Consider the following 18,002-nt stretch of genomic DNA (forward strand, 5'->3'; position numbering starts at 1 on the left):
GAATTACCCCAGAGTGGTTTTAAGGCCCTTGGAAGCGACACTGGCCACAGACTCCAGCCCCAGTGCGCCGGTTGCCAGAGTGGACGAACTCTGCCGCTTACGCAGGGTGTTGTTGGCCTTGGCCGCTGCATCGTCCGCCAGCTTCTTTTCTTCCGCTGCGGCTGCGGCTTCATCAGCTTCACGCTGCGCCTGAAGCTCCGCTGTGGTAGGTCCGGCCTGAGTTTCAACTTTGTTATCGCCGTTTAGCTCGGCTAATACGGGGTCATATTTTCCTGTCAGCCCGTAGACCGGGTTGGCGATTTTGGAGATTACTTTAACTACTCCGCCCATTACATGCTCCATAGGTTGCTTTCAGCTCTTGCCTGCTGGCGGTGTCCACCCCCTGCGAGGCCGATAGAGCTGTGAGAGTTGATAGTGTGAGTCTGCCGGGGGCCGCGCCTGCGATCCTCGCGAAAACCAACGGCAAAGTATCTGAACGCATCCACCGCATGAGATGACCAGTCGTGCAGCGGCTTGGCTGCAAAGTCTCCAGCCTTCTCCTTGAACTGGCGGCGGTAATGAAGCAGGGCTTCAATGCCCAGATCACAACGGCCCTGATCAAAGTGGCAGTTGGGAATCATGGTTCGCACAGCGTTGATGCCGTCCTGCACCGGAATGTTAGGAGCCACGTCAAACCGGATTCCTAAAGACCGGGCAACCTCAAGCCGGCTTTTTCCCGTACCCAGTTCGCGCACCCGGATATCGTGAGGCGCAATGTGCCGTCCGTAGCTGTACGGTTTCTCACTGAGCACGTTGGCGTAGTGGTCCAAGCCTTCGCCGCTGGCCTCGTAGTAGTCGATCACAGCGTACTTGCCGCCGGGGTACGCCTGTACGAACCAGATGGATGTGGAATCGCTCATGCCAAGATCCCATGAAGTATGCACAGGTAAGCTGGAATCGTAAGAGACATTGGCGATACGTTTGTCCCGCTCGGCATCTGCCATCAGCCTGCCGAAGAACGCGCCCTTGATTGCCGCCATGAAGCTGCATTCCATCTCCTGTTCGTATTCTTCAGGAGACATGTCCGCCTTCATGGCTTCCAGTTCTTCAGGATCAAGAATCCCAGTCTCGGAGGCACGATAAAGAGCAGCAAACCAGTTCGGATCGTTCTTCGCCCGCTGGTACAATTTCCAAAGGACGTTCTTGCCCTTGGGTGTACCGATGAAATCAGCCCAGCCCTTACGGTCAGCTAATGCAGGACGGACGATTTCAGTCCATGTGTTCCATGGCATCTGTTCGATCTCGTCAAAGATCACGCCGTCAAAATACAAACCGCGCAGGCTGTCTGGGTTGTTGGCTCCAAGAAGCTGAATGACCTTTTGTCGTCCCTTGGAATCTCTGGGAAAACATGCTTTCAGCTCTGCTTCATTGAAGCTGATCCCCGGATAGTTCCACAGGTAATATTTCAGGTACGGCCATGCCACCGCTTTAGCCTGACGGTAGAGCGGTGCAATGTATGAGCTGAAACAGTCCGGCAGTTCGGACTGAATACTGCGCCGGATCAACTTGTTGACGGACATGACCGTCTTGCCGAAACGCCTATGGCAGATCTCGACAGAAAAGCGGTAAGGGCGTTGATCCCTGTAAACCTGACGCTGAAGAATGCGCGGGGAATAAGGGATGACGACTTTCTGAGGCATCTTACTCATCGTCTTCTTCCTCATCAGCCCAGGAGACAACAATGTCTCTAGGTTCATCGTCCTCGTCTGCCTTCTTGGCATCACGGGCCAGCAGCTCAAACTTGGCGCAGTCCATGGCGGCCTTCTGGACACGCTGAACAGACAGCGACAAATCCTTAAGGGATTCCGCATCCAGCTCTTCACCGGCCAGCATTTTGTTCGCTGTTTTAAAAGTCAGAGTGCGAACCATCTCAACAGTTGCGCGGCCCAGATCTGAGTGGCGAACATCACCGAGATCGCCCACAATCTGTTCCGCAACTTCACGGGCAACACGCACTTCACGCGCAGCTCGTTCCGTGGCCATGGCAAAACGGTTAAGAGCTGACCTGCTGATCCTCTCTTCCATTTCCAGCTCTTCAAGCAGCGCGTTGGCTTCCTTCAGAATGTCTTTCTGGGACAAACGATTGTCCCGCAGCGCGTCCACAACAAAGACCCGAACCTCTTCAGGCAGAGTGTGGATGGATGAGAGCCGACCACGGCCAACTTTATTGTCAGCCACTACAGCCTCGGCTCCGGCTTCTTAACGCCGTCATGCTTCTTGCCGTTGGCAACGTCCGAACCGCGCTTGGTCAGGGTGGCAATGTAAAGACCGTTTACGTCCTTGAGTTCCACCAAGCCCTGATCTTCAAGCCAGCGCAGTTCCTTGCGCAGCCTTGAGCTGTCACGGTCAAAGGCATATTCAACGGTCAAATCCAGCAGGATGTCTTCATTGAGCGCGTAGTTCGCTTCTTCCTGCAAATATTGCAGGATGGTAATGCGCAGGTGTGCTAGTAGAGTTTCCGAATATTCCACTATTTTCCTCCATTCAGCAGATGATCTTCATGACGGGTGAGAACTCGCGCCACACGTTCCACAGAATCCGTCACTCCTTTCATTTCAGCGTTTAGCCCTTTGATGTCTCCTCGAAGATCTGCAATAGCAAGAGCCAAATCATTCACGGTTTTTTCGTCCGGCAGGTTGCCCAAAGCAACTTCGTTTATGGCAACTCGTTGCTCCAGTTTCTGCACACTGTCTTTGCTGGCAAACGATTTCCGCATGCTCCAGCAAAACCAAGTGAGAAGGATTTGGGTCAAAGCCACCACGCCGGACAGGTTGAAAAAGTCAAAATTCATCTAAAACGCCTCCCAGATGACTCTGGCAATTACCCCGGACAAAAAGCAGACAAACAGCCATCCACTCCGCTTTACACGGTTCAGAAAACGATTCTTGAAACTACGGTTTTCAAGAATCGCCTGTATTTTCTGACACCGCGCTGATGCATCATTCAGGCTTTTTTGTGCTTCTCTGATTGGATCAGCCATTTTTCTCCCTCCAGGTCTTAGCCACTTTCTCCGCACTGCGTCCGACCACGTAACCGCCCAACCCCAGCTCCATCAGACTCCAGAGCTGCGTGGGCAGCTCAAGCTTCGGAGCGTTGTCCCAGAACAGGGCCAGATACGGGTAAAGCAGGTAGTTATTGGCAACGATGGCAACAATGACCAGCATCAGGATGGGCCGCCAAGAACGCTGCAACCAGTTGCCGGACATCTCAGCCAGCATGATTTTCAAGCGACCTTCCAGTTCGGCAAGCTGACCGGACTGTTGTAATTCCATCAGCTTAAGCTTGGCCTTTTCACGCTCACCGGCATCAGGCCAGATCTTGTCAATGATGGTGCTGCCGAGATCCAGAATTGAACCGATCACGACACACCCCAAATTCCGTAGGCAATCCAAGAACCGGCATCCAACACGAAGACAAGAATTGCGATGATCAGCGGTACAACTCCGCCATACTTGTGAGTCCCTTTGAATCGGGGAGAGAAACGTGCCCAAGCGGCAAGCCCCAGTGCTACGCCCAGAAGCACCCAGTTGATCCACAACCACATATCGCTGGCAATCCAGAGATAGAGGGCCAAAATGTAAAAAGCACAGCCCAGCCCCAGAGGGATGAGAGACTTATCTTTTCCCGCAAATCGGGGATCAACGCAGGGCCATACGACCAGTACTGTTGCCAGAATTACGATTATCCAGTTGATCCAGAGAGACATGCTATTCGCCTCCTTCCTGTTCCTGGGCTGCTTCTTTTGCTTTCTTGGCCTCGGCCTTGGTGGGCATCTTGGGCTTGGGTTCGTCCTCGGCCTTTTTGCCCTTGCTGCCATCAACATCGATGACGGTGATCTGTGCGACAGCTTCTCCGTCACCCATGGCGGTCATGAATTCACCGAAAGCCTTGGCACTTCGGAGCACAGCCCTTTTTCCGTTCATTTCACCGGGTTCCTTTCCGGTCAGCGGGCAACCCTCGGTGTCATCAACTGTGTTGCCTATGTGAACACGGACATAGTCACGCTTCGGAACTTCCTTGATGGTCCACAATTCACGCCCTTTGCTGGGGGAATATTCCAGTGCAAAAACATAGACTCCCGCAGGGATGCAGGAAATATCAGGTTCGTTGTCCCGCCATGGTTCTTCCAGGCACCAGCAGACCGCTTTGCCGTCAACGACAAGGACCCCTATAGTTTCAGTTTCGGATTGTTCGACACGCCTCAATTCAACCTTCTTCATTCTTTCAGCCTCCATATTGTTGTTCGTGTGGCTCTCTCGGCTTTTGCAAAAGGGATTTGTCGGGTTTTAATCGTAAAAACGTGCAACGATCCCATATGAGCAAGAAAAGACGAGACAGCGCATTTTCAGGCTTAAATCTAGCAAGTGTAGTTAGAGAGGACCAAGAAAGGTAGGAATGCTGGGAAACTAAATAAAAACCTCCCCCGGCACGAAACCGGGGGAGGTAGAAAGGAGGTAGTTATGGTTTTGGGACTATTCGTCCACGTTGTTCATTTCAGCCTGTACGCTGGTAGTTGTCACGCGCCATGGCGGGTCATTGTGGCGGATCAGCTTGCCTTCTTCAGCCAGTCTGTATGCCGTGCTGCGGCTGACCCGCAGGCAGTACATCACCTCATCAACTCGCAGGAACGCTTTATTCGCAAGCAGCTCTTCAGGAGTGATGTCGAACTGGTGGATGGATTTCTCTGCATGATTATCGGGAAGGTTCAGCATTACCTGAAAGCCTTCTGTCTTTTTGGGTACACAACGCTTGCTGCAACCGAAGCAGTGCAGGAGCGGCCAGTAGCAAACCCAGAAAGCCTTTTCCGGGTTCTTGCACTCAAGGCGCACATAAACAGAAGGATCAATGATCCCATGGTACACACGGAAACCCTTGCCGTATAAATCTGCAAAGTCCTTGAGGTTGCGCGTTGTCATTTTAGCTTCCTGTTTTTAGTCTTCTTTCAACCCGTTCCTGCCACTTCTTCAACCTTTCAACCAGCCCTGATGCCTGTTTGGGAGTCAGCCAGTTAGGATCAGCGCAGCCTTCCGGCTGCTCGTCGCATACTGTCTGTTTCTGCACCCAGCTCACCGTGGCCTCGCGCGATCCGTCCCTGATCTCGCCCAGCTCGGCCAACTGTCTCCAGAGAACGAAGATTAAGCGAACCTGTGCCTGTGCGGCCTTGGCCTTGGGAGCCTTGCCTTTCTTCGTCTTCGGCTTGGGTTCCCAGCCAAACTGTCTGGAGTACAAGCCGAGAAGGTCACCAAGCTGCTTGACGCTGAGGTCTTTGGAACTTTCCACGCCGTAGCGGGTTCTGAGCAGCGTGTAATAGGCTTCATCATCAATGGGGATCTGGCGGCGGCCTATGGCTGCTTTTTGGATTAGTGCTTTTTTATGATTGGTCATATTTCAGACTCCTATATCATGGCCGCCCATCGTCTGACGGACGGCCTTGCTGTTAATCTACAATCGCTTTCACCACACCGCTGGTCATGATGGATTCCAGAACATGGCGGTAATCTTCCGGTCTGGCATCGCCTTCAACGCAGACTTTCTTCCAAGCATCTTTAGTGCGCTGACTCATCTGGCTAGTGTCAAAGTTCTCCGCTGCACGGGCTGCCGGGATTTCCCTGTGAATGGAAACACCGGGTTGTTCTTCGACTTTATGTCTTATTTCACCCATGGCTTCCCCTTGACTCCTTCAGCCTGTTCCAGCAGGTTGGTTGTTCTCTCGGTCCAGTCTTTCGGCATTGCTTCGCTATGGACGGCAATCTTAAGCTGCTTTGCCATTGACTGGGCCACCTTCGCATTCTTCATGGCCTGAGCTTCACAAGCCATCAGCCTCGAAAGCGGGACCATCTTTTCCGGGCCAGATGCATACTGTTCAAAGCACATGACTTACTCCCCCGAGTCTTCCTGCGCGATCTCATAGAAGAACGTATCTTCTTCCTTGCGGCGCATTCTGACAGTCTTCAATTTTTCATCTGTCCAGCCCTTCATGGCTTCCTTATCAACGCCCTCAGTCAATTTGATACCCTTGGTCAGCTTATGAACTTTGAGGAGTTCAAGAACTTCTGCTATGGTGGTTTTACCAATAGTCAGCAGCTTGGTGGATTTGCGGAAGCCGATGATGCCGAAGGTCATTTTTTTGCTCTTGTTTTTCGGGAACAGTTCATCCTTGTTCAGGCTGGCATAAGTTCCAAGAGCAGCTTCAAGGACCTTGATGCGGGCCTTTTTCGGCTCAACCTTGAGCTTGCAAACAGTTTTAGCGGCGTCGATTGTTTCATTCATGTCGGATTCAAGTTTGCCGATCCCGCGCTCCAGTTCGGCAAGTTCCGCCATAGCCGAATCTACTCCGGGCAGGTCCTCGATCACCATGATTTCCGGCTTCTTTCTGTTCGTGGTCATTTAGTTTTCCATCCTTCTGCCAAGGTCATTGGCAATCTGTTTTGAGTCCATGGGCAGCTTAACCGGGCCGACTTCACGGCGCTGGACAAAGTTTAAAAACACCGGGGGCCGCTCTTCGTACTTGCCCAGAATCTGCACGTTGTTTACTGCGGAGCGGATGCAGACCTTGGCCTTGCGGATTGACTCTTCATCGCCGTTTTCAAGAAAGGCGAGAGCATCAATCAAACTTTCTGTGGATCTCTGCCCAACTGGTCCCATGGGTGAGGGTCTGAAAGCTCCGTTGCCAGTTGATCTTCCTGTGTCGTTCATAATGACTCCTTAGACCTGTTTAATGATTTCGGGGGTGATGCTGGGTGCGCCGATGTTCGCGGCCAAGTTTATGGCTGCGGTAAGCAGGTTGCCCACTGCCAGCGGATAGACCAGAGAGACAGATTCCTTTGACCCGGATCTGGGGGCAGGTCCGGTCAGCCGATCCCGCAAAGCTTCCATGGCCTCGGCCGTGATGATACTGGTGGCATCCTTGCCGATGCGGTCAAAACGGAACTTCACGTATTCGGGCAGGCTGCCGCTCATGTCGGGCAGTTCAATCATTTCGCAACGCTGGACCACTTCACGCACCTGCGGATTGGTTTCACTCAGCTTGTAGCGCAGCTCGGACTGGCCCAGCAGAATGATGGACATGAGCTTGCGGAAGCCGTCTTCCAGCTCCAAGAACCGCTTCAGGTGCTTAATTGTCGGGATAGGCAGCGCGTGGGCTTCCTCAATGATCAGACAATGCGCGTAACCGGCGCGGCTGCTTTCCCTGAGCGCAGTGTGCAACTGACGAAACCTTGCTTCAGGGCTGGATTTCAGCGGCGCGGTGGGATCAATGACTTCCATGATGGCTTCGGCAATGTGCAGGGACTTAAGGCTCTTGCCTTTCTTGTCGTTGTCTTCCATGGCCAGTACGTAAGGCTCAATGATGTGGATGTGCTTGCTTTCATTCCTGACTCGTTCATGCAGATCTTTGCGCAGCGTGGATTTGCCGGACCCGGATTCCCCGACCACTGCGATCAATCCGCCCTGACGGGCAGTGTGGTACATAGCCTCGCGTACATAGCGGATGTCGTTGGACAGAAACACGTCTTCCGGGCTGTTGACCTCGTCAAACGGGTTTCTGACCAGACCGAAATGCCGCTTGGCCTCCGGGAATAATCCCTGCTTTCTAAGAAGCATAACCTTTTCCTCCGTGGGTTCTTCCCCGGTCCCGTCTTCAGGACCGAAGAGGTTCATAAGTTCAAATTCTTCCGCGCCAGCCTTGCGCAGCTCGTCCAGAATGGCCTCTTTAATCTCGTTTTTATCCCTCCCTTTGGGCCATTTACCCCCCTTGATCAGGTGGCACATGGTGGTTGAGGAGTAGCCCAGCTTGCGGCCCATGCCACTCTGGGAAATCTTTTTGGCCTTCATCAGCTCCATTAACTGTTGATATTCGTACATTTGCTACTCCTGTCCGTTCACTACGCGCAGCGGGGCAATAACCTCGGCCTGTCTGGAAAAACGTTCCACAATGCTGTCCAGCTCGTCATGGGGAACGGCATTGCCGTAACGCTGTTCGAGCCATGCATATGCTTCGCCAGTCCACTGATCGCCCAGCTTGTTCTTCAGGATCATGGCGGCCTCTACCAGCTTGTAAGGGGCAACCTCGCGCCTGCTGGCATCAAGCCACAGATCACGACCTCGGCGGGGCATGTATTCGGGAGCGGGTTTGACATCGGCCATGGGATTGACGTTTTCCGGCGGGACGCAATGGTTGGCACCCGGCTTAACGTTGGTGCCGGACATTTCATCAAATTCATTGAGAATCTTCTCAGCCTTGGTTTCAGCGTGGGATTTGTATTCCTCACCGATAATGGCCCCGTTCTCCCAGAATCCGGCCTCGTCCTTCTTCACCGGCTCAACAGTCCAGACCGTTTCGTCACCTGTGAGGGGATCGGCAACGGTCACATCCACTGCCGGGGCGCGGTATGGATTGACCACAACCATGACCTGCATCTGCGGCATGATCCCACCTACCATGCGCAGGTCGTAATCATTGCGGCCATATCCCTTGATGGTGTGGGAAATGGAAAGATCAGCGGCAACTTTGGCTTTTTTGGGCTTGGTGGTGACCAGCTCCCGGCACAGCTCCAATGAAGGAGCAAGGCGCAATTGTTTTTCTGTAATGGTCAGCCACATGGCATTTCGGCTTTTCCCGGTGCGGCTGTGGATGGCGTTGGCATTGTAATGCTGCCGCCATTTGTCCGCCTCGGCTTGCAGCTCTGCAATGGAATTGATTTCCATGAAGCGTAGCCGGGCTTCAAATTGCGTTTCCACGATGCTGTTGGCGCACTCAACCTGCCCCTTGGAACGGGGACTTCCTGCCTGATGTGTTTCCCACCTGATCTGGAGACGGTCCAGCAGGTTGATGAACAAGTGTGCCATGTTCGCGCTGCCCTTATCCATATAGAGGAAGAACGGCAGCCCATGCATGGGATCATGCGGACCGCGCTTGATAACTGCATCCAGAAACACATCCACCAGCCCCTGTGCAGATTCACCTGCGGCCTGCACGTAACGCACATAGATGGTGCCGGAGTAATGATCTGTAATTACGTACCGCCAAACCCGCTCCCGTTCTGCTTTCTTGAGATTGCCGGGTTTGTTTTTGTAGTAATCCTTCTCTTCCATGACCTTCACTTTGCCCTTGGGCAGGTAAAAAAGGACACACAAGGAGGGGTCAACCTGCCAACAATGGTTCGGGTGCAAGCTTCTCATATGAATATGCGGGTTTCCGTTTTTAAGCTGATCAGGATGGCAGCTGTAAGCCCTCATGGTCCGGCTGAGGGTGGAAGCTGATGGCATGATAACTTCGCCTGTTTCAGGATTTACAAAACCTTGGCCGGATTCTGCCAATATGTCGCGCACGGTGCTGATTTGCAGACGTTTCTTACCGACTGCGCTAGCTCCCTTGGTAATCATATATGAAGCTTTCATGGCCGTTTCCTCATCCAAAAAACATTTGCCACGGTCGTTGCGCCTCTTGCGCCCAGACTCCCAGCCTATCTTGGACTTAAGTCTGCGGTAGACTGTCTGTTCCGAGCAGTTAAGCAACTTGGCCGCCTCTTGTACCAGCGGCTTGCGCTTACCATGCCCGACCTCGTCCAGCCTGTTTGCAAGGGTGCGCAATGCGTCTATTTCGCCCAGAGTCACAGTCATGGCCTACCAGCTCCCGTGTGCGTCGTTTGGTTCTTCGGTGTTTCCGGCTTCCAGATCGGCCTGCGCATTTCCGCGCATCCATTCCGGGTAGACCATTTCTGCAAAGTCAACAGGTATGGAGCAGTCCATCAGGAACTGGTTAATGGCTCCGCAGACCTGCCGGGTCTCAAAAACAGCGTGTTCTTTGGTGTGCGCGGAAATATCGCCGTCACCAAGAACTTCGGAGACAACCTGCATGAAGGGCTTGATTGCAGCCAGAATGGCAACGTGTTCTTTGTGCAGCCGTTCCACAGCCTTTTCTTCACGGGCCAGTTTGAGTTCCAGATCAGCATCCGGGGGCAGGCTCTTGAGCTTGAACAGCTCAGTTTCTGCCTTTTCAAGGCGGGTGGATTTGTCCTTGAGCAGCTTGTCACGGGCTTCAAGATCGGCTTTGAGTTCGTTTGATTCCTTCTTGGCTTCTTCACGCTCCTGCACATGCCGTTCAGTCATGTCTTGAAGGATGTCCAAGACTTCTTCTTTGTTCTCAGCAGCAATGGCTTCTTTGACTACTGCCTGTTCTCCTTCAGGCAGAGCATTTAAAGCGCGGTAGTCTTTGTTACGGAAGCCGATTCTTTCAGCACTTTCATAGAGTTCAGGACCGAGGCTATTGAAGTTCTTTGAAAGTTCCTGCATACGGCGATAGGACTTGCCCAATTTTTCTTTGCAAAATTCTTCGATATTCTGAAACGGTCGCAGGTTTCCGTTTTCGTCGCAGAAATGTAGATTTTTATAAGCCTTTGATTTTTTTACTTTTTGAAAAATTTGGATAGTCATAGAATCTGCGACGGTCGCAAAAAATGTTGTTGCTTCAAGTCGTCCGAGGTCCTTGAAAACCTCTTCAACATTGTCAATGGCCTGCGCAACCAGTGCATCTGTATTCTGAGTCTGCTTAAGTTCCATTCCGCGCTCTTCACTGATCTCCGGCACCAGAGGTGCTTCCATGGCTTCGGTAGTGTCTGCCAGATCAACAATGTCAGGATCAGCAGGGGCGTTGATGACTTTATTGGCCTTCGCATACTTCTCGCACAGACCGTCAGTTCTGGTGCATTTGCCGGTTACGCCAGGGATGGTGATTCCCTTGGTAGGATTGTTTTTGCCCTTGTGGTATTCACATGATGTGCATGGGTATTTCATGGGTTACTCCTGAATATTTACTGTTGTGATGGCTGCTTCACCTAGATTGCTGCCGCACTGAATAAGACCGGAAGCGGAAGGCTTGCCTTCCTTAATCCATCCAATAAAAGCTTCGACCTCTTCGCTGTTCTCCAAAACTTCATCAACTACATCCTGCATGATCTGGGTTACTTCGCCGGAAGCTTCCAGCAGAAGGAGCTGCATGGACGCAAAAAGATCTAATGCGACCGCAGGTGTATGCTCTTTATTCAGCTCCATAACGAAGTCGGAGTTGTAAATTTCAGTTCCGTCCTTAAGGGCGATTACCAATTTGAGATCACTCATGATTCACCTCGTTAGTTGTATGCTGCTGCTCCGGCAGCAACTCTCTGGTTAAGCTCCATGATCCGGTTCTGCGCCCGGTCCACTTCGTTGGCGTGTGCCTGTGCGATCTGGAGCATGGTGATGGAAAGGACAAAGCGCCCGGTTTCCAGTTTGGTGACCAGCCCTACATCCTGCAAAACAGCCAGGGCGCGGGTGATGTTGACGGGTGTTTCGTTCAGCCCCTGGGCCAGCTCTGAATTAGACAGCCCATTCAGGGAATGCCCCTTGAGAGCTACAAGGACATTCAGTGTGCGGTGGGCGGCGGTTACTTTAGACATTTCCAACTCCCATTGAACATTTCATTAAAAGAGGCTTCATCGCGGCGTACCAGTTCGATTTCCCTGTCTGAGTGGTCAGGCCAGTTCGGTTTCTTGGCGATCATCTTTTCGATCTCTTCGACCCGATCTAATTCCTTGCAGAACGCATCCAAACGTCTATCTAAATGGTGCTCAAAAACCCTATGGATATATGCGAGCTTGCCTGCGGAAACTTTCACTGCTTTGAGAAATGACACGCAATCATGAACGCTTACGGGATTCGCGTTTGCAGTTCCAAGTACAGCTTGGGAACAATCGTCCTGTTCTTTCTGAATGGACCGAAAAAGCCATTCAAATTCCTTCTGAATGTCGGCCACCATTTCAAAAAGATCGCCCCTGATTCTGCACTCGAATTCGTGGTTCCTGCCGCTCTGACGGCCACCCAACCTCAAAATCATTTTCCGATCTTGTCCCATAATTCCTTCTTCCTCTTAGTTCGCCGTTTATCTTCAGCCGCCATGATCCCAAGCTCGAAGTAGGCAACTTCTTCTGGGCCAAGCAGCTTGCAACCTGTTCCTTCCAGCGCAGCCTTGATCAGGCTGTAGTCTTCCGTTATCTCTGTGAGCGCAGCCACGAAGTGCAGCGGAATCGGACGGTCCTCTTTCCCCGGCGCAGCCCAGTTGTTGAGCTGGTGGATGGAAACCTGATGCCCTGTGAGCCTTGAAAGCTCTTCCGCAACCACGTCACGCGAAAGCCCACACTCTTTCAGCGCATGGCCCAAAGCCTCTTTGACAGCCTCAAACCTGCGCAGTGAGCCACTTTCAAGGCTTTGCGATGGGAGGCTGGACAAAGGCAGGGTTAATTGCACCATGCGGTTGTCTGATTTGCGATTTCTTTTAGACATTGCGGTGGTTGCTGCTGGCTGCTATAGATTAGGCATTGATGGCGGTTGCGAGGTCTTGGACGATCTCACCATCTTTAAGGCCAAGCCTGACTGCGATCTGGTGGGTCATTCCCCTTGTGGGGTTCCGCCTTTCGTTGATCACCTCATAAACAAGATTCGGGGGATAGCCGTTGGCTACGGCCCACCCGGAAATGGAGATGCCTTTTTTGCGGAATTCGTCCTTTACTTCTTTGGAGGTTCTAACCATTCGGTAACTCCTTTTTTTTAGCCGTGTTTGTGTGAACTGGTTTGAATGTGTTGTGTGTTTGTGTGAACTAGTTATGCACCATATTTGGAGCAACGTCAACCCAAATTTGGTGCAGTGGGATAGTTATGGAGTTTGAAAGATTAGGTGAAAGGATTTCATTTGTTCGTGGCAATATAAGTCAGGCAGAATTTGCCAAAGCATTGGGCGTTAGCAGAAACACCCTAATTCGTTACGAAAAAAATGAAACTGAACCGACAGCAGGGTTCATAATAAGCATAGCAACCAATTATGGAACAGATGTTAATTGGCTGTTGTTTGGCGAGTCTGCATCAGAATTGAACATCGGCAGTTCAGAAATGGGTATTTGCGCCAATTGTGAGAAGATGGAAAAACAGCTCTCAGAAGAAAGGGCCGAAAATCATCAACTGGTAAAAGAATTACGAGAGCAGACCAAAGAAATCATAGCGCAGGGAAAAGAAAACCGGACGTTGTCAGCAGAGAACCGAAAGCTGCGTGAAGAGAACGAAGACTATATAATCCAGATAAATATGCTTGAAGACGGGTACATGGATCATGATGATCGAATCATTCATAACTCCGTGCCCGAACCCACCAGACAGCCTAAAAGGGTTGATTTGAGTGGCGCATGCTGTCTCTTGCCCGAAGATGCCCGGAATAAAGATAAGTATGAGGAACGCCAAGAGTGACTATTAGAGAATGGCCCTCTCCCTGATACAGAGTATGTGCAGGATCAGGGTGCCATGTATAGCGATGTGTACAGGGATAAATATGCTGAACCCAGAGACTGGTGGGAAGACATGGCTGAAGAGTATAGCAGGGGTCAGGCATAGAGCGGTGAACTGGAGCCGGGTAGCTGCGGTTGGGAATATAGATTGGGGAATTTTTAGGTAAGAGAATTGGGTTAGAGTTGTATTGATTTGTATATGAGATTTCTAAAAAGGAGCTAGAATGGCCCAGATTCAGAATTTAGACCAGTTGCTTACATTCATGTGGGAAGTGTCCGAAGGCCGCGCAACAGTTGACGATGTGGAACTAATGCAGGGGTGTGCCACTATCCCGATCCGTATGCAGGGTGTGACGTGGGACAAACGGATTGACATCAGAAGTGCTCAATTTGTTTTGGACATGCAACGGGAGCTAAGAGACTTTTGTAAGCAATATCCGCACATTCTGGGTTCAGAGGCTCCATTGATCAAGGTTGCCATTCGTCAAGGTAGTGGTATATTAGATCCTGACTTTCTATCAGTGATCAAGGAGGCCCTTCCAAACATGAACGCCAAGACGGCAGCCGTTCTTATCACCCTCATTATTACTATGGGAGGGTACCAAGCGTGGGACAGATACCAAACCTCGCAGGATAACGCACGCGCTAATGAAGTCTCGGTTGTTGCGATTCAGTCCATGAAGGAAGTGGCCATGAAGCAGGGATTTGACCCTGTAAAATATGAAGCACCGTTCAGAAAATTGGCTTCTTCCTTGAAGGAAGGAGATAAAATTTCGGTAGCCGGTGGGGTTGAATTGCCAGCTACTGAGGCCAAGAAATTTGTAAGACTCAAGCCTGTAAAGACTTTGGAAATCACATCTCCCTGCGATGGTGTCTATCAACTGACAAAGATAGACCTTACCAAGCCCACCCCTGTTCTTGAGCTTTCTCAGGGCGATTTTCATATCAAGGCATTCTTGGAGCACCTGAGCGATGAAGCCAGGCAGGCATTTTTGAAATCTATTGAAGAAAGGATTGAGAGCAAGCAGGTTCCGTTGAATCTCACAATACAGCTCGATGTCAGATACACAGATAAGAAAGTAAAGTCTGGAAGTATTGTTGGTGTTGGCGCAGCACGCGAAGGGTTGACGCACAAAACACTGGCAGATCTTCCATCTAACAAAAAATAGTAACCGGCGATTCTGGAAGAAGGAAAGCTGGTATTTTTTTTAGGGGCCGTCATGGTGATTCAGGCAAGCCCCGGAGAGCACAAAAAAGACCTGGAAAAGAGTCTTTGAACTGTTTCATATAGTGAAACACTATTTCAAAAAACTTTCCCAGGTCTTCCCGTGTCTTCCCGGTTAATCCCGAATTATCTCATCATTCCCCTTAATTTATATCACCAGTCTTCAGCAGACCAAAGAGCCTGTAACCCAGGCCCTGGTCTCCATGACCCAGACTTTCATCGATACTCTTGTCGTTTGTACCATGACAGGTCTTGTTCTCATCCTCACCGGAGCATGGTCCAACGGTACCACCGGTGCAGAGCTGACCACAATAGCCTTTTCTGCGGGCATGTCAGGCGGTGCGCATATCGTTACCATCGGCCTGATTCTTTTCGCCTACTCCACCATCCTCGGCTGGTGCTACTATGGTGAAAAATCCATGGAATACCTGTTCGGTGTAAAGGCAGTACTGCCCTTCCGCCTCGTATTCATCTGCTTCGTAGGTGTTGGTGCCATCGCCAAGCTCAGCTTCGTATGGAACCTCTCCGACACATTTAACGGTCTTATGGCTATCCCCAACCTCATCGGTCTGATCATGCTGACCCCGGTTGTTGTAAAAGAAACCAAGGCCTACTTCGCCAAGCAGGACACAAAAGCAGCCACACAGACTGAAAACAAATAGTCTGCTACGGATAAATGCACATAGAATCCCCCGCCCGGAATACGGACGGGGGATTTCTTTTATTCACTGACACTGAGCAATAAAAAAAGGCTGCCCCGCTAAGGACAGCCTTTAAGTAATCATTTCAGCAAAATCTAATTCAGAATACTGCGACGACAGAATTCAACAGCCTCAGCGCGGACATCCCTGCGATCAGGCCAGTAAAGCTGCATTCGGGTCAGACCGAAGATAATGGTCATAACCACAGTTGCATTTTCTTCCACAGCCACATCACGAACAGTGCCCTTTTTGATACCGAGCTTGATGCAATCCTCAAGAATCAATTCAAGGTTCTTCAGAAAAACAGCCATCAGACGTTTAGAAGAATCAAGCAGTCCGTAAGTGGAAAGCATAATTTTCATATCGATTTCATTCTCTTCTACAAAAGAAAAATACTCATTCATAATCTCTTCAATAGAGCAGTCGTCACGGTCTAACTTCTGGCGGATGGCTTCGATATAATAAGAGAAACTTTCCTCAAGAGCATCCAGAATATGAAGCAGGATGTCTTCTTTGCTTTCAAAATGTCTATAGATGGTACCTTCAGAAATATTGGCCATTTTTGCCAGATTGGCGGTAGTGGCTTTGTGGAAACCCACCTCTGAAATCATTTCCTTGGCTGTTGCGAGGATGATATCCTTGGTTTTCATTCTACGGTCTCCCTTGAGCGTCCGAACGCCCTTGATCAAGTTAAAAAATATTTAATTAGAATTATGTCGGATTACTAACACTCTTTCTGAACTGTATTATTTACCCCATGCAAGAAGCAAGGTCAACCTGAGTAGATTGACAAAAACTGATAGAGAACTTAATTTGTATAGATAAATCCTATGAGGAGGAAACAATGGTTGAAATTACCGAAGCTGCGCAAAAACAGCTTGAAAACTATTTTGCAGATAAAGATAGGACCCCCATCCGCATCTACCTTGCCACTGGTGGCTGAGCTGGCCCCAGGCTGGCATTGGCTCTGGATGAGTCAAAAGATAACGATGAAAGTTTTGAAGTAGAAGGTTTTACCTTCCTGCTTGATAAAGACCTTAACGAACAGGGCAGCCCCTTCCGCGTTGACCTCAGCTATACTGGTTTCGTAATTGATTCCAAGCTTGAGCTCGGCGGCGGCGAATGCGGTTCCTGCTCTGGTAGCTGCGGTTAAGTCGCAGCACAGGAAAAGTTTTACTCTTTTCCTGAACGCGTTAACCTGACAGTTCAAGCCTTTTCGGGCTTTTAAGGCCGTCTCTTTTGAGGCGGCCTTTTTTTTATTTCTTAATCATAAGAATACGTACTTTCCAGACGAGCAAAGCCTGTGTAAAATGAATCCCACTTGACTAAATAATGGAGTTTAACGTGAGGAAACGGGAAAAGATTCAAGGTGTTTTTTCAGCTAAAAAAAAATCTGTAATCGGAACAGGTACGACAAAAAAAAGGACTGAACAAACCACATACTGGTACGCAGAAGAGCAGGAGAACGGAGTCCTGAATGTTCAGGCCCTGAATACCAATTACATCCCCACCGGACCGCAGGCTGCGGTAGAAATGGAGATGTTTTTGAAAGATTACCATCCCGAGCCTGAAATTTATCTGAAAAAAGTCATCCCTAATGTTGATAAGCTGGAAAAAACTATTTCGCTGGGCGAAAGTCACAGAGCAAAAGGCGAAAGCTACAGTGCCGAATATGAATTCAACAAAGCCATGAGTCTTGATGAATTAAATGTGCGCGTTAATTTCGGACTGGGGCTGACTTATCTTGATCGTGGGGAAATGGAACGGGCAGATGATATTTTCAAAAGGCTGATTGGGCTTGAGAGCTGCTATGAACCGCAGCACAAACACCTGTTCAATGAGTTCGGGATATCCTTGCGCAAAAACGGTATGTTAAAGCAGGCTCTTGAATACTACCTGAGAGCAGAAAAGCTGGTTGAAGAAGATGAAAACCTTCATATGAATATTGCCCGGGTCCACTTTGAACAGGGAGACCTCAAGTCATGCCTTGAACACCTCAGAAAGGCTTTGCGTTTAAACAAAAGTCTTGAAGAGGCTTGCATCTTCCTAAACTTTCTCAAAGGAAAAGGATTCATCGAAGAATGCACTCTGGATCAGGTCATTGAAAAAACTGCTGATGATAACAAAGCTCTGGAGTCACTGCTGAAAAGTAATCCAACACCGGTTATACATACCACAAGTACACAGGCCCGCAAAAATGACTCCTTAACCGATGAACTTAATTTTCTGTAATCAAAAGCAACTAATCCGGGCACTTTTCAATCCATTTTTCCTGAATCTTCCGGATAGTGCCCCGGTCCACCAGAGTATTAAACGCCTTCTGCCAGCGAAGGACCTTTTCCTGATCTGTAGACTTTGAAATGGTAAGATAAAGCTTAACATTATGGAAAGTGAGAATAGGAACGGCCCTTTTGCGAAGTTCTAAATCATTACTGAGGAACCCCGACACGCCTATATTGGATGTTGCCACCAGCTCAACCCTACCACGAAGAAGTTTTTTAAAATTGGCCTCCTGAGAATCCATTACCTCAAGATTAGTAAACCCTTTGCTTTTTAAAAACTGAGCCCGGGCATCATTGCGATAGACCCCGATGCCGGAAACATTTTTCGCATCTTCAAATGTCTTCACCTTATCTCTGACACCTTTCAAACCATAAAAAACCCATTTATAACAAGCAATAGGTCCGATCCAATGGAACTGATCTTCCCGCTCTTTAGTCCTGGCTG

29 protein-coding genes and 1 pseudogene are annotated in these 18,002 nt (G+C 50.0%); 5 read left to right on the top strand and 25 right to left on the bottom strand.

Annotated elements, in window-relative coordinates:
* Positions 1 to 3: 3 nt before the first annotated feature.
* The 23 genes from ACNI23_RS19185 to ACNI23_RS19295 form a co-directional block, all read right to left on the bottom strand.
* Positions 4 to 330, bottom strand: coding sequence for a hypothetical protein (locus ACNI23_RS19185; protein ID WP_420249182.1), 327 nt, complete (start codon positions 328 to 330; stop codon positions 4 to 6).
* Positions 330 to 1,688 (bottom strand): terminase large subunit domain-containing protein, encoded by a 1,359-nt coding sequence (locus tag ACNI23_RS19190; protein WP_420249183.1) that lies wholly within the window; start codon positions 1,686 to 1,688, stop codon positions 330 to 332. Before ACNI23_RS19190 ends, ACNI23_RS19185 begins: the two co-directional genes overlap by 1 nt.
* The gene (locus ACNI23_RS19195) at positions 1,681 to 2,217 is read right to left on the bottom strand and encodes a phage protein Gp27 family protein (RefSeq protein WP_420249185.1); all 537 of its coding nucleotides are present in this window, start codon (positions 2,215 to 2,217) and stop codon (positions 1,681 to 1,683) included. The genes ACNI23_RS19190 and ACNI23_RS19195 overlap by 8 nt, the downstream gene beginning before the upstream one ends.
* A complete protein-coding gene (locus ACNI23_RS19200) occupies positions 2,217 to 2,510 on the bottom strand; it encodes a VpaChn25_0724 family phage protein (protein ID WP_420249187.1) in 294 nt (97 codons plus the stop codon). Before ACNI23_RS19200 ends, ACNI23_RS19195 begins: the two co-directional genes overlap by 1 nt.
* The gene (locus tag ACNI23_RS19205; RefSeq protein WP_420249189.1) at positions 2,510 to 2,830 is read right to left on the bottom strand and encodes a DUF2730 family protein; all 321 of its coding nucleotides are present in this window, start codon (positions 2,828 to 2,830) and stop codon (positions 2,510 to 2,512) included. Before ACNI23_RS19205 ends, ACNI23_RS19200 begins: the two co-directional genes overlap by 1 nt.
* Positions 2,831 to 3,019, bottom strand: coding sequence for a hypothetical protein (locus ACNI23_RS19210; RefSeq protein ID WP_420249190.1), 189 nt, complete (start codon positions 3,017 to 3,019; stop codon positions 2,831 to 2,833).
* Complete coding sequence (locus ACNI23_RS19215) at positions 3,012 to 3,401, bottom strand: holin family protein (RefSeq protein WP_420249191.1); 390 nt, start codon at positions 3,399 to 3,401, stop codon at positions 3,012 to 3,014. Before ACNI23_RS19215 ends, ACNI23_RS19210 begins: the two co-directional genes overlap by 8 nt.
* On the bottom strand, positions 3,398 to 3,745 hold the full coding sequence (locus tag ACNI23_RS19220) for a hypothetical protein (protein ID WP_420249193.1): 348 nt from the start codon (positions 3,743 to 3,745) through the stop codon (positions 3,398 to 3,400). The genes ACNI23_RS19215 and ACNI23_RS19220 overlap by 4 nt, the downstream gene beginning before the upstream one ends.
* A gap of 1 nt (position 3,746) precedes the next feature.
* On the bottom strand, positions 3,747 to 4,259 hold the full coding sequence (locus ACNI23_RS19225; protein ID WP_420249194.1) for a DUF5675 family protein: 513 nt from the start codon (positions 4,257 to 4,259) through the stop codon (positions 3,747 to 3,749).
* Positions 4,260 to 4,511: 252 nt separating this feature from the next.
* Positions 4,512 to 4,955, bottom strand: a complete 444-nt coding sequence (locus tag ACNI23_RS19230; RefSeq protein ID WP_319778312.1) for a helix-turn-helix transcriptional regulator — start codon at positions 4,953 to 4,955, stop codon at positions 4,512 to 4,514.
* Position 4,956: 1 nt separating this feature from the next.
* Positions 4,957 to 5,424, bottom strand: a complete 468-nt coding sequence (locus tag ACNI23_RS19235; protein WP_420249195.1) for a phage protein GemA/Gp16 family protein — start codon at positions 5,422 to 5,424, stop codon at positions 4,957 to 4,959.
* A gap of 52 nt (positions 5,425 to 5,476) precedes the next feature.
* On the bottom strand, positions 5,477 to 5,701 hold the full coding sequence (locus ACNI23_RS19240; protein WP_420249197.1) for a hypothetical protein: 225 nt from the start codon (positions 5,699 to 5,701) through the stop codon (positions 5,477 to 5,479).
* The gene (locus ACNI23_RS19245; protein ID WP_420249200.1) at positions 5,689 to 5,913 is read right to left on the bottom strand and encodes a hypothetical protein; all 225 of its coding nucleotides are present in this window, start codon (positions 5,911 to 5,913) and stop codon (positions 5,689 to 5,691) included. The genes ACNI23_RS19240 and ACNI23_RS19245 overlap by 13 nt, the downstream gene beginning before the upstream one ends.
* A gap of 3 nt (positions 5,914 to 5,916) precedes the next feature.
* Entirely contained in the window at positions 5,917 to 6,426 is a 510-nt protein-coding gene (locus tag ACNI23_RS19250; protein WP_420249201.1) for a host-nuclease inhibitor Gam family protein, read from the bottom strand.
* A complete protein-coding gene (locus tag ACNI23_RS19255; RefSeq protein WP_420249202.1) occupies positions 6,427 to 6,735 on the bottom strand; it encodes a hypothetical protein in 309 nt (102 codons plus the stop codon). It lies immediately after the preceding gene.
* A gap of 9 nt (positions 6,736 to 6,744) precedes the next feature.
* Positions 6,745 to 7,902: an AAA family ATPase gene (locus tag ACNI23_RS19260; protein ID WP_420249203.1), complete on the bottom strand. Its 1,158-nt coding sequence runs from the start codon at positions 7,900 to 7,902 to the stop codon at positions 6,745 to 6,747.
* Between the two features lie 3 nt (positions 7,903 to 7,905).
* Complete coding sequence (locus ACNI23_RS19265; RefSeq protein ID WP_420249204.1) at positions 7,906 to 9,660, bottom strand: TnsB C-terminal domain-containing protein; 1,755 nt, start codon at positions 9,658 to 9,660, stop codon at positions 7,906 to 7,908.
* A 3-nt stretch (positions 9,661 to 9,663) separates the two neighbouring features.
* Entirely contained in the window at positions 9,664 to 10,833 is a 1,170-nt protein-coding gene (locus tag ACNI23_RS19270; RefSeq protein ID WP_320174919.1) for a hypothetical protein, read from the bottom strand.
* A gap of 3 nt (positions 10,834 to 10,836) precedes the next feature.
* Positions 10,837 to 11,157, bottom strand: a complete 321-nt coding sequence (locus tag ACNI23_RS19275) for a hypothetical protein (RefSeq protein ID WP_420249205.1) — start codon at positions 11,155 to 11,157, stop codon at positions 10,837 to 10,839.
* An 11-nt stretch (positions 11,158 to 11,168) separates the two neighbouring features.
* On the bottom strand, positions 11,169 to 11,474 hold the full coding sequence (locus tag ACNI23_RS19280) for an IclR family transcriptional regulator (protein ID WP_319778323.1): 306 nt from the start codon (positions 11,472 to 11,474) through the stop codon (positions 11,169 to 11,171).
* On the bottom strand, positions 11,462 to 11,929 hold the full coding sequence (locus ACNI23_RS19285; protein ID WP_319778325.1) for a hypothetical protein: 468 nt from the start codon (positions 11,927 to 11,929) through the stop codon (positions 11,462 to 11,464). The genes ACNI23_RS19280 and ACNI23_RS19285 overlap by 13 nt, the downstream gene beginning before the upstream one ends.
* Complete coding sequence (locus tag ACNI23_RS19290; protein ID WP_319778326.1) at positions 11,908 to 12,357, bottom strand: hypothetical protein; 450 nt, start codon at positions 12,355 to 12,357, stop codon at positions 11,908 to 11,910. Before ACNI23_RS19290 ends, ACNI23_RS19285 begins: the two co-directional genes overlap by 22 nt.
* Positions 12,358 to 12,385: 28 nt before the next feature.
* On the bottom strand, positions 12,386 to 12,604 hold the full coding sequence (locus ACNI23_RS19295; RefSeq protein WP_420249207.1) for a DNA-binding protein: 219 nt from the start codon (positions 12,602 to 12,604) through the stop codon (positions 12,386 to 12,388).
* 125 nt (positions 12,605 to 12,729) lie between these two features.
* On the opposite strand from ACNI23_RS19295, the gene ACNI23_RS19300 reads away from it, so the two are divergent.
* The 3 genes and pseudogenes from ACNI23_RS19300 to ACNI23_RS19310 form a co-directional block, all read left to right on the top strand.
* A complete protein-coding gene (locus tag ACNI23_RS19300; RefSeq protein ID WP_420249208.1) occupies positions 12,730 to 13,311 on the top strand; it encodes a helix-turn-helix domain-containing protein in 582 nt (193 codons plus the stop codon).
* 262 nt (positions 13,312 to 13,573) lie between these two features.
* On the top strand, positions 13,574 to 14,518 hold the full coding sequence (locus ACNI23_RS19305) for a single stranded DNA-binding domain-containing protein (protein ID WP_420249210.1): 945 nt from the start codon (positions 13,574 to 13,576) through the stop codon (positions 14,516 to 14,518).
* A 223-nt stretch (positions 14,519 to 14,741) separates the two neighbouring features.
* A pseudogene (locus ACNI23_RS19310) lies at positions 14,742 to 15,236 on the top strand (alanine:cation symporter family protein); the annotation flags it as partial.
* Positions 15,237 to 15,370: 134 nt separating this feature from the next.
* Here ACNI23_RS19310 and ACNI23_RS19315 read toward each other — a convergent pair.
* Positions 15,371 to 15,925, bottom strand: coding sequence for a TetR/AcrR family transcriptional regulator (locus ACNI23_RS19315; protein ID WP_420250599.1), 555 nt, complete (start codon positions 15,923 to 15,925; stop codon positions 15,371 to 15,373).
* 194 nt (positions 15,926 to 16,119) lie between these two features.
* Here ACNI23_RS19315 and ACNI23_RS19320 point away from each other — a divergent pair, with 194 nt between their 5' ends.
* Together ACNI23_RS19320 and ACNI23_RS19325 are read left to right on the top strand one after the other, a co-directional pair.
* Complete coding sequence (locus tag ACNI23_RS19320; protein ID WP_420250598.1) at positions 16,120 to 16,428, top strand: IscA/HesB family protein; 309 nt, start codon at positions 16,120 to 16,122, stop codon at positions 16,426 to 16,428.
* Between the two features lie 191 nt (positions 16,429 to 16,619).
* On the top strand, positions 16,620 to 17,507 hold the full coding sequence (locus ACNI23_RS19325; RefSeq protein WP_420250597.1) for a tetratricopeptide repeat protein: 888 nt from the start codon (positions 16,620 to 16,622) through the stop codon (positions 17,505 to 17,507).
* A 10-nt stretch (positions 17,508 to 17,517) separates the two neighbouring features.
* Here the strand turns inward: ACNI23_RS19325 and ACNI23_RS19330 are convergent.
* Positions 17,518 to 18,002, bottom strand: a 485-nt coding sequence (locus ACNI23_RS19330) for a substrate-binding periplasmic protein (protein ID WP_420250859.1), incomplete at its 5' end; no start/stop codon positions are given.

Source organism: Maridesulfovibrio pacificus (SeqCode) (assembly GCF_048612815.1).
Classification (GTDB): Bacteria; Desulfobacterota; Desulfovibrionia; order Desulfovibrionales; family Desulfovibrionaceae; genus Maridesulfovibrio; species Maridesulfovibrio pacificus.

Excerpts from the sequence above, each read along its gene's own strand:
- ACNI23_RS19290 (WP_319778326.1), bottom strand. The coding sequence starts at position 12,357 with ATGTCTAAAAGAAATCGCAAATCAGACAACCGCATGGTGCAATTAACC.
- ACNI23_RS19265 (WP_420249204.1), bottom strand. The coding sequence starts at position 9,660 with ATGACTGTGACTCTGGGCGAAATAGACGCATTGCGCACCCTTGCAAAC.
- ACNI23_RS19315 (WP_420250599.1), bottom strand. The coding sequence starts at position 15,925 with ATGAAAACCAAGGATATCATCCTCGCAACAGCCAAGGAAATGATTTCA.
- ACNI23_RS19300 (WP_420249208.1), top strand. The coding sequence starts at position 12,730 with ATGGAGTTTGAAAGATTAGGTGAAAGGATTTCATTTGTTCGTGGCAAT.
- ACNI23_RS19285 (WP_319778325.1), bottom strand. The coding sequence starts at position 11,929 with ATGGGACAAGATCGGAAAATGATTTTGAGGTTGGGTGGCCGTCAGAGC.
- ACNI23_RS19220 (WP_420249193.1), bottom strand. The coding sequence starts at position 3,745 with ATGTCTCTCTGGATCAACTGGATAATCGTAATTCTGGCAACAGTACTG.
- ACNI23_RS19275 (WP_420249205.1), bottom strand. The coding sequence starts at position 11,157 with ATGAGTGATCTCAAATTGGTAATCGCCCTTAAGGACGGAACTGAAATT.
- ACNI23_RS19250 (WP_420249201.1), bottom strand. The coding sequence starts at position 6,426 with ATGACCACGAACAGAAAGAAGCCGGAAATCATGGTGATCGAGGACCTG.
- ACNI23_RS19260 (WP_420249203.1), bottom strand. The coding sequence starts at position 7,902 with ATGTACGAATATCAACAGTTAATGGAGCTGATGAAGGCCAAAAAGATT.
- ACNI23_RS19185 (WP_420249182.1), bottom strand. The coding sequence starts at position 330 with ATGGGCGGAGTAGTTAAAGTAATCTCCAAAATCGCCAACCCGGTCTAC.
- ACNI23_RS19190 (WP_420249183.1), bottom strand. The coding sequence starts at position 1,688 with ATGAGTAAGATGCCTCAGAAAGTCGTCATCCCTTATTCCCCGCGCATT.
- ACNI23_RS19280 (WP_319778323.1), bottom strand. The coding sequence starts at position 11,474 with ATGTCTAAAGTAACCGCCGCCCACCGCACACTGAATGTCCTTGTAGCT.
- ACNI23_RS19245 (WP_420249200.1), bottom strand. The coding sequence starts at position 5,913 with ATGTGCTTTGAACAGTATGCATCTGGCCCGGAAAAGATGGTCCCGCTT.
- ACNI23_RS19305 (WP_420249210.1), top strand. The coding sequence starts at position 13,574 with ATGGCCCAGATTCAGAATTTAGACCAGTTGCTTACATTCATGTGGGAA.
- ACNI23_RS19240 (WP_420249197.1), bottom strand. The coding sequence starts at position 5,701 with ATGGGTGAAATAAGACATAAAGTCGAAGAACAACCCGGTGTTTCCATT.
- ACNI23_RS19255 (WP_420249202.1), bottom strand. The coding sequence starts at position 6,735 with ATGAACGACACAGGAAGATCAACTGGCAACGGAGCTTTCAGACCCTCA.
- ACNI23_RS19270 (WP_320174919.1), bottom strand. The coding sequence starts at position 10,833 with ATGAAATACCCATGCACATCATGTGAATACCACAAGGGCAAAAACAAT.
- ACNI23_RS19205 (WP_420249189.1), bottom strand. The coding sequence starts at position 2,830 with ATGAATTTTGACTTTTTCAACCTGTCCGGCGTGGTGGCTTTGACCCAA.
- ACNI23_RS19230 (WP_319778312.1), bottom strand. The coding sequence starts at position 4,955 with ATGACAACGCGCAACCTCAAGGACTTTGCAGATTTATACGGCAAGGGT.
- ACNI23_RS19235 (WP_420249195.1), bottom strand. The coding sequence starts at position 5,424 with ATGACCAATCATAAAAAAGCACTAATCCAAAAAGCAGCCATAGGCCGC.
- ACNI23_RS19225 (WP_420249194.1), bottom strand. The coding sequence starts at position 4,259 with ATGAAGAAGGTTGAATTGAGGCGTGTCGAACAATCCGAAACTGAAACT.
- ACNI23_RS19295 (WP_420249207.1), bottom strand. The coding sequence starts at position 12,604 with ATGGTTAGAACCTCCAAAGAAGTAAAGGACGAATTCCGCAAAAAAGGC.
- ACNI23_RS19210 (WP_420249190.1), bottom strand. The coding sequence starts at position 3,019 with ATGGCTGATCCAATCAGAGAAGCACAAAAAAGCCTGAATGATGCATCA.